Here is an 11,310-nt window from a genome sequence, read left to right as displayed (position 1 = left end):
GTTGATTATCCTTTCAGTGTTGCGCTCGCCACGGTGGCGGAATGTTGGTTATTGGTACTGACCGCCGCGCTGGCGGCGCTGTAAGTCACGTATTCACATCCCACCCAGCCAGCGCGTAATTGCAGGACAGAATTGTTAATCACTTCAAATCGATAGCGGCGACAGGTGCGGCCATACTGCCGGATAACCTGCATCAGCAGATCGGGATTACTGGCCACCTGGCCATCGGTCACACGGACGCTGATCACGTCCCAATCTATGCCCGGCTGGCGCTCCAGGATTTCCACATAGCCCACGCCCAGGCGCTCAAAAATGGCGATAAAGCCGGCCACCGATCCCGCATCGCGGGCGTTGATAAAGGCGTACTGCACGCGCTTGCGGAACAGCTCCAGCGGCTCCCCGTTGAAGCGGGTAATATCGCGCTGGTACGCCAGCACCTGGAGCAACGGCACCGCGCAGGTGGCCGCATCCAGCTGTTTCAGCGGCCAGGTCAGCCAGCCATGCACCCACAACCAGAAATTGCGGCAGGCGCGCAGCAGCTTGGCCGGCTCCCCGCGATTCATCCAGGACGGCAACAGCATCCCCGCCAGGCGTTCTTTAAAATCAGGCATCGGCAACCTCCAGTTTCAAGGTTTTCAAACGCGGCACGTTCAGCTCGCTAACAATATCGCCCAGGGAAAACGCGATAGATTCCAGCTCGGGGAAAGCACGGTGTAACTCCCTGGCCAGGTTCGAAAACGAGAAACGCGCATAAGGCCAGGTTTTCTTTACGTCGTACTCGGCGTTTTGCCGGAACGCACAGCGGATCAGGGTTTCGCTGTTTCGCGTCAGCGCGGCCAGCGCATCCGCCGTAAAGTTGGCTTTGTTCTCCACAAACAGCGTTACGGCCAGGTTGTGTTGGGTTTCCGGCATGGCGAAACACTGCATATCATCGCCGTGGCCGTGGTTCCCCTTGTTCGTGATGTAATCATTGACCGCGTTAATAAACGGCTGCGAGGCCACGCCGGAATCCAGCAGCAGATAGGCATTTGCCGTTCCTGGCCCGCGCGGGGCGTCGTGCTGGAAAAAAATTCGGTCGATACTCAGCCCGGCGACGCTGGCGATCATGCTGCGGTAAACCGCATCCGTGTGATAGTTGCCCGCCAGGTTGTATTGGTTGCGCGCCCTGTCCCGTAAATCGTCGTCGGATTCCTGGTCAGCGCCGGGGGCCAGCAACCAGCCCTCCTCGTTTTCCACCCGCACAATGCCCGGCACCGCCTGGGGTAAAATCCGGTAGTAACCGGGGGCCAGGTTATGCGCGCCGCCTGGCTCGGTCGCTTTCACCGGCACCAGCCCGCCGGCGGTGCCGGCGGCCAGCGTGGTTTCCTTCACCACCGCCACGCTGTAAACATGGCCGTTAAGCCGCTCGGTTTGTACCACCGTGCCGGCGGGGATCGTAACCATGACACTGGCGTTTTCCTTGTCGAACCGAAAAACGCCCTCCGCTGCCGTCGCCGGCTTACGCTTCACGTTGACGCCCCAGGCGAACATTTCCAGCCAGGTGCCGCCGGCGGTGGCCAAATACATGTTGGCCATGACGACCGACACCAGAACATCTTTTAACCACATTACCGGGGCGGTAATAATTGCCTGGATAAGTCGCCAAAACGGCGACATTTTTGACGTATTGGTAATTAACCCTTCGGCGGTCACCAGCTCGTTAAATTTGGAATTAACTTGCTCCGTGGTAATTGGCATTCCGCTTTCTGTTAAGGCTTTCTCGTAATCAACCTGCGGTTTCATTGTCATAATTAACGCTGGCCTCCACTTTGCCGAAATCATAAGTTTCTGCGGTCACCCAAAGCCGTTTTAACGTTTCCTCGCTAATCACGACCGTGCCCGGAATAATTCGCGTATCATCTTCCAGCAACAACACCATTTGCATAATGACGTCAGCGCGAAGCGTTGGACTTCTTTCCGCCACTAATTGCGTGACCAATCCACTTTCTAAAATGGCATGGACACAATCTTGCCCAATGCTTACCCGGTTATGACATAACACCGGCTCCCGGCCTGTATTTAGCGAGAAATCGCCATTTTCAATTAGCAGGTCTATATAAAGGGGTTCGCTCATTAACTTAATTCCTGCCATTCCATTAGCTGCTCGGGCGTCATACCCTGCTTAACGTTAATATGGACGTTCTCAATATTTTTACGGTTGTCGGTAACGGTTCGGGAATTATTGTTAATTTCCTTATTAATCCCACCGGGGCCAATTCCTTTTAACCTGCCGCCGCTTAGCAACTTATCCGGCGCGGGCGGTGGCGGCGCGCTTTTCTCGGTCTGCACCTGGGCCAGCACCTGCACCTGTTGCGCCGGGGGCTGCGGCACCTTCACCACCGGCACCTTTGGTGCGGGCGTCGCCGCCGTCCCCTGCATCGCCCTGGGCACCACGATAGGATCGCGCACATCCTCAATCAGCGTTTTGCGCGCCCCCGCCGCCGGCATCAGCGCCGGCGCAGGTTGTGGCACCGCCACCGGGGCCACTGCCACAGCCTGGGCCGCTGCCGGCAATGCGCTGCTACCCTCCAACGTGGCCAGGCCCGTGGGCAACGCGCCCGCATCAATCGCCGGCACCGTCACCGGCGGCACGTTTACCATTCCCTGGGGCTCGGTCACCGTCGGCACCACATCCACATGCATGGGGTCAATACTGACGCCCGGCAGCATGTTGATTTTGTCGATGATCCAGTTGTAGGTGTCGGCAAACGCAGACCGGAACACGCCCCACAGTTTGGTAAATACGCCCGATACCACACGGCCAATCGTCATAAATGATTCAATCGGCGAGGACGGATCAAACGCGGCCACCACGTCCAGCCAGCCTTGCTTAACGATGCCGAACGCATCGAACAAGTGGCCGACCGTCTTGATCACCAGCTCAATCGGCGACAGCAACAAGCCGATCGCGCCGGCAACGATCTGGCCACACAGCTGGCCGGCAGTGGTGACGGCTTGCAGCTCCGCCGCCGTGCTCTGGACAGGGGTTAGCAGGTTAACGAACCAGCCAAACAGCGTCTTAATCGCATCCCATACCCCAGCCGCCGCCCGCTTCACCAGGTCAAACGCGCCGGCAAAGGGTGACAGCGCGCCCGCGGCCTCTTTAAAGCCTGCAATAAACCCGGACACAAACGCCTTAATCGGCTTCCAGAACATCCACACCGCCGCCACCACGGCACCGATAGCGGCCACCAACAGCGCGATCGGCCAGCTCATCAGCAGGAACGACACCGCACCGGTGCGGGCGGCAATCGACGCCGCCAGCAGGCCCGCGCGCAGCATCACCAGGCCACGGTTAAACACCGCCGTGGCCGCGCCGCCGGCCAGCATGGCCAGGCGATTGAGGCCCAGCAATTTGGCCACCGGCCCCAGCAGGTTGCGTAACCCCAGCATCAGGAACATGTGGACGCCGATCGCCAGGTTGGCTATCGCCCCCACCGCCGCTAGGCTCAGGAACGCCAGCACCGCCAGGCCAATGGCCCGCGCCAGGTTGGGGAACAGCTTCAACCAACGCACCAGGGTTTGCCCCGCGTCCGCCATTTTGTTAATCAGCGGATAGAGCACCGGCAACAGCGTTAACCCCATCGCCGCCCGGATGGAATACCAGATCGCGGTAAGCCGTTCCCACGGATTGGCCATGCGCTCCGCCATTTCCGTGGCGCGCTTCATGCCGTCATTGCTGCCCAGTTCGGTAATGTGCCTTTTCAGCAGATCCACATTGCCGTAAAGCTGCTTAATCAGTACCGACGAATCGCCAAAAGCATCATCCAGCGCGGCTTGCGCCTTGAGGTTCCCCTCTATGCTTTTGCCGTAGCGCGCCTGTAATTTCTCCAGCATTTCCGGCAAGCTGACCATGCCGCCCGCCGCGTTAACAAAGCTCATCCCCAGCTTTTTGGCCCCGTCCTGGGCCGTCTGGTAAAACGACTCGTAAACGCTGCTGGCTTCCGATCCTAACGTGCGCTCAAGTTGCCCCATCACGGCTAACTGCTCATCGATGCCGACGCCGTAGTTTGCCCCCACGCCCCTGGCGCCCTCCATCAGGTCAGAGATCGCCCCCATGTTGGTGCCAAAGGCTTTGACCATGTAGGCCGTTTTGCCGGCGAGTTGCTCGGCGAAGTTCACGCGGCCCATCTTCTCGGCGTAGCTGCTGAATTTGTTGTACATGCTGCCCATGTACTCCGCCGCCTCTGCGCCGCTGGCTTTCGTGGCCGCTGCCAGGGTATTGGTCGCCACGGCAAACGCAGGCAACTCCTGGTTGGTCAGCAATCCCACCTGGCTGCGGATCGCTTCGGTAGACGTGATAAAGTCCACCGACGACTTGCCATATTTGGCGGCAAAGGCCAGCGCATCGCCCGCCACCTTCTGCAAGGTGCTGTCATCAATCCCTTTCGTGGCCGCCGCGTTCAGCGCGTCGGTGATCTCGATAGCTGGGCCTAACGCGCCCTTAATCGACAACCCAACGCCGACCAACCCGGCTCCACCCACGGCAATCTTGCCAAAGGCCGCTTGCGATTTTTCCGCGAAACCGGTAACCGATGCCTGGGCCTGTTTCAGGGGCCGCGTCAGTTTGTCGATCAGGCTCAGGGTAAAATCTAGCTGTTTCATTATTCGCCTTTAAATGCCAAAGAAATGCCGTTTGCGGTGGCCACGCGCATATTTTCCCAATGCCGGTTATCCAGCCAAATGGCGCGGGCTAAGTTCTCAGAGCTATCATTTTCAGCCGGCAAGTAATAACGCCGCAGCGTTAGCGCTTGCTCAATGAAATTGTTATCAATAGCCCGCAGCCGGTTGGTTAGTTTTTTACTTCAATTTCCAGTTTCGGCGCATATTTCGCGTTTACCGCTTCCGCGATTTGCAATGCAGCGCCAGGCAGTTTAAGCAGCTCATCCAGATCGGTTTTACTTTCCGCCGCAACGATACGGCGCAAATAGGTCACATGCGGGGCGACTTTATTATCCATCGCCATATCGTTAATCAGGCTGTTATAGGCCGTGGTGTTTGGCTCAAAAGCCACGTCTTTGCCCTGGATAGTCAAAGTGATTTTATTTTCTGCTTTGCTCATTGCTGTAATTCCTTACGTTGATTTATTTCGTCTACTAATTGGTTATGCCGCGCGGCGCACAGCGGATAAATATCTAAATAGGTTAATAACGGCTCGCTAACATCTTTACCGGTTACCCCGTTTATCCTGGGTAATTGCTCCGGGCATTTAACGAGCAAACTTTCCTGAAATGGCACGTTCGGCTTTATCTGCGGCGTCGTTGTACATCCTGACAAACTCATCAGACACACAAACGCGGGTAAATACCGGCTTAACCACTTCGGTGCGGATCTCTTTTGGTTGAGCATCGCGCAACGCCTCCAGCTTGCTTTCCAACTGCCGGGCCGAACGGCTGGCCACGTTCTCCGATGCCTGGCGGGATTCCTCCCCGGCCCGCTGCGCGGCCCGGTCTACGGCCAACGCCAGGCTATCCCGATGCCAGCCATTGGCCTGCCAGCCGCCGGCAAAGCTGGCCACCAGGGCCAGCAGGCCCAACCATGCCCCCTTGGCCATCAGCGCCGCCCATCGTGCGCCAGGCTAAAATGGTTGCCGTCCGGGCGGTCTTTGAAGCGGCCACCCCAGGCACCGCCCAGGCTTTCCCAATACTCGCCGAGCGGTGTATATGCCTCGGTTTGGGTCTGGTACACGCCGTTAATAAACAGGTTGAAGTCCACCGCCAGGCGCTGCGTATGCAGGCTATTGGCGATGCCTGCGCCGGTCTTGGCGTTGCGCGCGGCCTGCTCAGGCGTGCGGTAGGCTTCGCCGAACGTCAGCCGGTAGCCATGATCGCCGGCCCAGGTGATCAGCTGGCCAATCAAGGCGGTAAACAGCTGCTGTTTTTCACTCAGAGTCATATTTTCCTTTCCCTTTCAAAAGATTACTTCCCTTACGGCGTAACCACAGCTCAACAGCCTGGTGGCCGGCGATGCCCAACGCGGCCCCTAATCCCACTATCGCCAGCGGCGACAGCCCCGGCACCCAGATAAGCGCGGCTCCCGCCGCCATCGAGGTGGCCGATCCCAACACGATGCGCCCGACAAACAACCGCAGGGTAATGGGTTCCTCGCTGCTCAGGACTTGCCCCACGGCGATCACCGCCCCCAACATCAACAACCAGAGAATATTTTTCTCATGCTCCTGCATCTCTATCCCTTACCCGATCAGGTTCTGCGTCACTTCCGCTTCCAGGTAAGGAATGCCGCCCAGGCGCACAAAATCCGCGTCCGTCACCACAAACTTAATCTTGTGCGTCATGATGCTTCCGCCCTTCGGATCAACATCCAGAATGTCACTCAAAATCAGCTTGCAGCCGAACGCCTCAACTTTCAGCTCCTCCCCGCCGGCCTTGGCGTACCACATCAGATCAATCGGCGGGATGCCGCGCCAGCTGCCGGCGGCCCGCGCCTTGGCGGTCACCTGCGCCAGGGATTTGGTGCTTAGCTCCATTTCCCCCTCGGCGGCCACGTCGCCGGAAACCCAGCCATCAGGCACGCCGCCCGTTTGGGCTGCGGCGGTGTTGTCGGTAATGCTCAGGCTTACTTTTTCCGCATGGACTAAATCACCGTCCATATTGAAATCAACCGACTGGCCAGAAATTCGTTTTGTCATGCCGCGCCCTCCAGCGAGTTATCCAACATCAGGCTAACCGTGATGCCTTTCGGGCATTCGTAGGTACGGATCACCAGGTAAATTTCCACCTTGGTGGAGGTGCGCCAGGTAATTTGCACATCCCCCTCCAGCGGCGCTTTGACTTCGCCGGGGAACGTCACGCCGTTAATCTGCGTACTGCGCGCCATTTCTCGCAGCGTCTTGGCAAAATACTGTTGGTGCGCCGCAATGCTGGTTGGCGTGCTGTTCAGTGACCGATCGGCAATCTTAGGAATTGCCAGCAGTCGCACACGGCGCGCCGCCTTATCCGCCACGCGCAGGCTTTCAATCGCCTGGAAATCGCCGCCCTCCACATCCAGGGTGCGCCCGTCAGACCAGTAAAGGCCGTCGTAATCGGGATACCACATCGGCACGCTAAAGCGGTTTGCCTCCAGCGCCTGGAGCGTCGCCAGCTCCAACACTTCCCCGGAACCGTCCACCGGTGTGGACGTGCTGCCCATTTCGACCAGCGCCCCGGTAGCCACACGGGCCGGGCTATCGGCGATCGTCACAGCGCGGTTACACAGGCGGCCCGCCAAAACCCCCGGCTCATTGCCCCACAGACGCGGCACCAACTGGATCGCCGGCTCGGCAACGCCTTTTTGCAGGTCGTTGATGCGGCCCACATACTCGGCCCAACCTTCGCCCTTTTGCAGCGATTCCACCGACAGAATGAACCACTGCCAGCGGCCAGACTTGGCGATAATCTCCGCCCGCAGGCTCTGCGCCTGCTTCACTACATCGAGCGTTGCCGGCACCAAGTTAACGATGCCCTCCACACTCGCCACACGCTGCGCGGCCAGTACCGCCGCCGGCCAGTTCTTGGCGGCGTCGGCTTCCGCCAGCACATGCACATACGCGAACCAGTTTTGTCCGGCGTTCAACTTGGCGGCCTGGAGGTTGCTTTTCAGCACCGAATCCCCCACGCCCAACAGCACATCCAGATCGGTTTGCGTGTTCACCGGCAGCGTTTTGCCGATATTGGTTTTACCGGCCCCGACAAACAGCAATACCCGCTCGATCTCTTTGGTTTCGCCCTGGTGCCGGTTTATCTGGTTAACCTGAATCGTTGGCCAACTCATTGTTTCCCCTTAATGTCTTGCGCTTTCACATTCCAGCCAAACCCTATTGCCTGGAGTTGACGCGCCAACGCTTTGTTAAAATCCGCGTCACTCATGCCCAGGAACGGGCGGGACGGTAAATCGACCGTCCAGGCCGTTTTGGCCGCCTTGCCGCTCAACTTGCGGATCAGCAAGCCGGCCTGCGCGAATGACATATTTCCCACAATTTCCTTGAGCGGCGGCTTTTGCCAGCGCTTCCCGCGCCTCACCTGATAACCCAGCTGGCGCAGCTTCTTAGCCTGGCGCAGCGTGGCTTGCCGCTCGGTGTCGGCTTTCCTGCCGGCCACCTGTTCCCGCTTGATGGAAACCCGCATACCTGCCGATTGCGAAAACCCCACCACGCCCGCCGGCACGGCCTTATTGCCGTTGCGGTATCCACCGCCCTGGAGGTAAAGCCTTACGGCCTCCCGCTCTGGCATGTCGCGGATATGCAGCAAATTGGGCATGTTGCGCAGCATCTTGCCGCGTCGCCGGGTCTTCCTCCCTTCCCAGGGCGTGCCGTCCGGTTGCTGCTGGTTGCGCACGTTGCGCTTAGCCGCGGCTATCACCCCGTATTTGGCCATGCGCCATAGCAGACGCTGGCGTTTGGCCTGGGGCATTTCCAGCTTGGCCAACTCCTTGCGCAGCGCCCGCAGCTGCGGGCGGCTCAACTCGCCGTTGATAATCACGGTGTTTCACCGATCGGCGCGCCGGTGCTATCTACGCCATAAATCCGCCCTTCCAGGGCCCACCAAATTTCCGGGTCGGCCAACCGCCAGCGCTTGCCGTCGAAAGGGATTAGCCCTTCTTCGTCCTGGGTCAGCGTCAGCGGCTCGGCCATCTTGAGCGCGATTTCCACCAACGCGGTTTTATCGTCCGTGACCACGATCGCCAGCTCCGGCAAAGTCGGTTCGAACCCCTGTTCAATTAGCCCCTGGTCGGCGTTCTCAATCAGCCAGGCCAGCAACAGCGCGCACAGGTTGCGCGGGTCAAATTGGCGATACGGGAAGCGCCCCCAGGACAAAACCGCCTCGTACTCCATCACTGCCATTTGGTATTGGTTCAGCCCCAAATCCTTTTGCGCATTGATGAAGCTCACTTCTTCCATGTCGCTGTTAAACTCCAGGTTGGCCACGCGCGCCGGCAAATTGGCCTTGAGGAACGCGGTTAGCGTCTCTAACTTGCTCATACCTTTTTCACCGTTGCCCGCTTCAGCCCTTTCATGCGGCGGATCACTACAGACGCCTCCGCCAACAATCCCGCGCGGGTTTCCGTGCTTTCCTGCCCAGGGTGGCTATCACGACGCCCAATCGTGGCGAACTCCCCCAACAGATCGGCTTTCGCCCTGGCGAATACCGCTTTTAGGTACTGCGCACACAGGCCGTTAAGGTCGCCCAGGCTTACCCCTGGAACATCAGCCGCCGCCAGATAACCTTTCATCCTCCACCGCGCCTCTACAGTTTCCAGCTCCGCGTTAACTTCCGTCACTGCCGCCAGCAGCGCTTGCGCGATAGTGTTGGCGTCAATATCGGGCGGTAATGACCGCTGCGCCTGGAAATCTTTCAGGTTCAAGTCCGGCCAAAATCCGGCGTTTTTGAGCGGCTCATCCTGGTAATCAATCGGCTTTCCGCTAAACATAAATTCCCCGTAAAAGGGCGGGCTGACCGGTTTCCACGGCGCAGATTCACTTTCGTGGCCTGCCCTCCACCGCGCCCGCCTGGCTTGCGGTAGTCTTTAACCCTGCGTCAGTTTTCGCATCCGCGCCGCAATGTTCTGCCGCGCAGTCCTGACGCCGATTTTGTAGTAATGCGATTCAGCGGTAGCCAGCAGCTGATCGGCTTTTTCCAGCGTTTGTACATCATCCACACCCGACGCCGTTTTTTGCCCGCCGTCACCGCGCAGCATTTCCAGCCCCGCGAACTTGTACCATTTCGCCGTTACTTGCTCATGCAAGCGCCAGGTGTTCGCCACACGCTCAAACGTTCGAGAGAAATACGGCTCAACACTTTCCCCGCGCCCCGCCGACTCTTGCGCCCATGCCAGCATGGTATCCGCCACAAACGTGGGGAAATTGCTACGCAACTGCTCCGGCGTGGCCTGGTGCTGCCCGATCGCAATGTCAGCCAGATCCAACGCCTTATCCAGGTCGCCCACATCGAATAACCAGATCACGCACCACGCCAAAACAGGGTTTGCATAAACCTGGCCACTGGCCAAATAGGCTTCCACCGTTGGCATCCAGCGCGGTAACAACACGTCGCGCTTAAACTCAACACGATCGGCAATCAAAGGCAGGCTTCGAACATGCTCAACATCGGCTTCCAGCGCCCTGATCATCAGGTGCAGGCTTTCCGTGCTTTCAAGCGCCTGGCTCTGCTTTAGCTTTTGCTCCATCTCAATGCGCTGGTTATGGCGCTGGGCGGGAGAAAGTGCCATTTATCAGCCCTCCAGAGGTTCGTTAACCTTGCCGATCGTTACAGCGGATTCATCGATAGCCGCGTACAGCTCCGGCACTTCCACCGCATAACCTTCATTACGCAAGTATTTGCTTTCGAACTGTTTACGGTCTTCCACAAACTCCGCTTTGCGCATACGGGTGTTGCGCTGGGTATAGATATGCAGGTTTTTCAGCGGCGTAACGACCATGCGCTTACCCGGCATAAATGGCGGAATAATGGCCGTGCGCCCGGCAATTGTTGAACCCAACATTTGAGCGGCGATTTTTTCGGTTGGGCGATCGGCGGCCTGATACAGGCGGTACTGTTCAGCAGCGACCAAATCGGCACCGACAAGCACAACTAAGCGCGGGTCATTGCGGTATTGCTCCGGGATCTTGGCGTTAATCAAATCTTGCGCCATTGAATCCAAGGACTTGTAATCGCCGGCCGCATCCAGCACCACCGGATCAGTCATGATTTGTCTACCGCCCAGCATCGATTTCATGCGCTCATGCCAGCCGATGTTTACGTCTTCACCGTTTGGATTCTTTTCGGGGTCGGTAGTCTTGGCGCGGGTTTTACCGTTAAAACCAATGCGCAGCATATCCAGCGCGAAAGCCTGGGTAGAAAACGTCTGTACGAGGTTAAAGAACTCGTTTTCTTCCTGGCCGGCATTGGCCCAAACAGAGAGCAGATCCCAGCGCAGATCCGCGCTGCTGTCGGTTTCAACCAGATCGTAGGTATTACCGTCTACGCCAACACGCTTGTGAAAACGCCCGTTCTCACTGCGGCCCGTATGCAAACCGGAAGCACCCACCGAAATCACTTGGCCACTCAGTTGGTCAACGTCCATGCAGCTAAGCATGTTCAGGAATTCGACAGACTCCAGCATCGCCAGGCGTAGCGCAATTTCCTGCGGGTTATTCATGGAGAAATAACGGGAGGTATCGCGGGCACCATAATGCGCCGCCATACCAGCCGAATATTTATCCAGTAAATCCCGTGCTTCATTATTAAGATACATAAAACTCCCTCGCAGCAATGC

15 protein-coding genes are annotated in these 11,310 nt (G+C 58.2%); all 15 read right to left on the bottom strand.

Annotated features, from left to right (window positions below; genetic code table 11):
• Positions 1–5 precede the first annotated feature (5 nt).
• The gene (locus EDY99_RS05280; protein ID WP_123061537.1) at positions 6–611 is read right to left on the bottom strand and encodes a phage tail protein; all 606 of its coding nucleotides are present in this window, start codon (positions 609–611) and stop codon (positions 6–8) included.
• Entirely contained in the window at positions 604–1,788 is a 1,185-nt protein-coding gene (locus EDY99_RS05275) for a baseplate J/gp47 family protein (RefSeq protein ID WP_047730046.1), read from the bottom strand. Before EDY99_RS05275 ends, EDY99_RS05280 begins: the two co-directional genes overlap by 8 nt.
• Positions 1,766–2,113, bottom strand: a complete 348-nt coding sequence (locus EDY99_RS05270; protein ID WP_047730045.1) for a DUF2590 family protein — start codon at positions 2,111–2,113, stop codon at positions 1,766–1,768. Before EDY99_RS05270 ends, EDY99_RS05275 begins: the two co-directional genes overlap by 23 nt.
• A complete protein-coding gene (locus EDY99_RS24760; RefSeq protein WP_241157687.1) occupies positions 2,113–4,644 on the bottom strand; it encodes a phage tail tape measure protein in 2,532 nt (843 codons plus the stop codon). The genes EDY99_RS05270 and EDY99_RS24760 overlap by 1 nt, the downstream gene beginning before the upstream one ends.
• 187 nt (positions 4,645–4,831) lie before the next feature.
• The gene (locus EDY99_RS05255; RefSeq protein ID WP_123061536.1) at positions 4,832–5,101 is read right to left on the bottom strand and encodes a putative phage tail assembly chaperone; all 270 of its coding nucleotides are present in this window, start codon (positions 5,099–5,101) and stop codon (positions 4,832–4,834) included.
• 147 nt (positions 5,102–5,248) lie between these two features.
• Positions 5,249–5,593: a hypothetical protein gene (locus EDY99_RS05245; RefSeq protein WP_123061535.1), complete on the bottom strand. Its 345-nt coding sequence runs from the start codon at positions 5,591–5,593 to the stop codon at positions 5,249–5,251.
• Positions 5,593–5,934, bottom strand: a complete 342-nt coding sequence (locus EDY99_RS05240) for a M15 family metallopeptidase (protein WP_103681986.1) — start codon at positions 5,932–5,934, stop codon at positions 5,593–5,595. Before EDY99_RS05240 ends, EDY99_RS05245 begins: the two co-directional genes overlap by 1 nt.
• Entirely contained in the window at positions 5,921–6,223 is a 303-nt protein-coding gene (locus EDY99_RS05235) for a phage holin family protein (RefSeq protein WP_047730039.1), read from the bottom strand. Before EDY99_RS05235 ends, EDY99_RS05240 begins: the two co-directional genes overlap by 14 nt.
• Positions 6,224–6,232: 9 nt before the next feature.
• Positions 6,233–6,688 (bottom strand): DUF2597 family protein, encoded by a 456-nt coding sequence (locus EDY99_RS05230; protein WP_047730038.1) that lies wholly within the window; start codon positions 6,686–6,688, stop codon positions 6,233–6,235.
• Positions 6,685–7,809 carry a DUF2586 domain-containing protein gene (locus EDY99_RS05225; RefSeq protein ID WP_123061534.1) on the bottom strand — a complete coding sequence of 375 codons (1,125 nt, stop codon included), beginning with the start codon at positions 7,807–7,809 and terminating at the stop codon, positions 6,685–6,687. Before EDY99_RS05225 ends, EDY99_RS05230 begins: the two co-directional genes overlap by 4 nt.
• Positions 7,806–8,516, bottom strand: coding sequence for a hypothetical protein (locus EDY99_RS05220; RefSeq protein WP_123061533.1), 711 nt, complete (start codon positions 8,514–8,516; stop codon positions 7,806–7,808). Before EDY99_RS05220 ends, EDY99_RS05225 begins: the two co-directional genes overlap by 4 nt.
• Positions 8,513–9,016 (bottom strand): phage tail protein, encoded by a 504-nt coding sequence (locus EDY99_RS05215; RefSeq protein WP_123061532.1) that lies wholly within the window; start codon positions 9,014–9,016, stop codon positions 8,513–8,515. The genes EDY99_RS05220 and EDY99_RS05215 overlap by 4 nt, the downstream gene beginning before the upstream one ends.
• On the bottom strand, positions 9,013–9,465 hold the full coding sequence (locus tag EDY99_RS05210; RefSeq protein ID WP_047730034.1) for a head completion/stabilization protein: 453 nt from the start codon (positions 9,463–9,465) through the stop codon (positions 9,013–9,015). Before EDY99_RS05210 ends, EDY99_RS05215 begins: the two co-directional genes overlap by 4 nt.
• 96 nt (positions 9,466–9,561) lie before the next feature.
• Positions 9,562–10,263, bottom strand: coding sequence for a phage terminase small subunit (gpM, locus tag EDY99_RS05205; RefSeq protein WP_060437272.1), 702 nt, complete (start codon positions 10,261–10,263; stop codon positions 9,562–9,564).
• A gap of 3 nt (positions 10,264–10,266) precedes the next feature.
• Positions 10,267–11,289: a phage major capsid protein, P2 family gene (locus tag EDY99_RS05200; RefSeq protein ID WP_047730032.1), complete on the bottom strand. Its 1,023-nt coding sequence runs from the start codon at positions 11,287–11,289 to the stop codon at positions 10,267–10,269.
• Positions 11,290–11,310: the final 21 nt, after the last annotated feature.

The organism is Serratia sp. LS-1, assembly GCF_003719595.1.
In the GTDB taxonomy this organism is placed as follows: Bacteria; Pseudomonadota; Gammaproteobacteria; order Enterobacterales; family Enterobacteriaceae; genus Serratia; species Serratia ureilytica.
This window is presented reverse-complemented; position numbering and strand designations above follow the sequence as displayed.

Bases quoted from the DNA above. Each gene is read 5' to 3' on its own strand.
- EDY99_RS05240 (WP_103681986.1), bottom strand. From the start codon at position 5,934: ATGACTCTGAGTGAAAAACAGCAGCTGTTTACCGCCTTGATTGGCCAG.
- EDY99_RS05210 (WP_047730034.1), bottom strand. From the start codon at position 9,465: ATGTTTAGCGGAAAGCCGATTGATTACCAGGATGAGCCGCTCAAAAAC.
- EDY99_RS05275 (WP_047730046.1), bottom strand. From the start codon at position 1,788: ATGACAATGAAACCGCAGGTTGATTACGAGAAAGCCTTAACAGAAAGC.
- EDY99_RS05255 (WP_123061536.1), bottom strand. From the start codon at position 5,101: ATGAGCAAAGCAGAAAATAAAATCACTTTGACTATCCAGGGCAAAGAC.
- EDY99_RS05225 (WP_123061534.1), bottom strand. From the start codon at position 7,809: ATGAGTTGGCCAACGATTCAGGTTAACCAGATAAACCGGCACCAGGGC.
- EDY99_RS24760 (WP_241157687.1), bottom strand. From the start codon at position 4,644: ATGAAACAGCTAGATTTTACCCTGAGCCTGATCGACAAACTGACGCGG.
- EDY99_RS05200 (WP_047730032.1), bottom strand. From the start codon at position 11,289: ATGTATCTTAATAATGAAGCACGGGATTTACTGGATAAATATTCGGCT.
- EDY99_RS05215 (WP_123061532.1), bottom strand. From the start codon at position 9,016: ATGAGCAAGTTAGAGACGCTAACCGCGTTCCTCAAGGCCAATTTGCCG.
- EDY99_RS05230 (WP_047730038.1), bottom strand. From the start codon at position 6,688: ATGACAAAACGAATTTCTGGCCAGTCGGTTGATTTCAATATGGACGGT.
- EDY99_RS05235 (WP_047730039.1), bottom strand. From the start codon at position 6,223: ATGCAGGAGCATGAGAAAAATATTCTCTGGTTGTTGATGTTGGGGGCG.
- EDY99_RS05280 (WP_123061537.1), bottom strand. From the start codon at position 611: ATGCCTGATTTTAAAGAACGCCTGGCGGGGATGCTGTTGCCGTCCTGG.
- gpM (WP_060437272.1), bottom strand. From the start codon at position 10,263: ATGGCACTTTCTCCCGCCCAGCGCCATAACCAGCGCATTGAGATGGAG.
- EDY99_RS05245 (WP_123061535.1), bottom strand. From the start codon at position 5,593: ATGGCCAAGGGGGCATGGTTGGGCCTGCTGGCCCTGGTGGCCAGCTTT.
- EDY99_RS05270 (WP_047730045.1), bottom strand. From the start codon at position 2,113: ATGAGCGAACCCCTTTATATAGACCTGCTAATTGAAAATGGCGATTTC.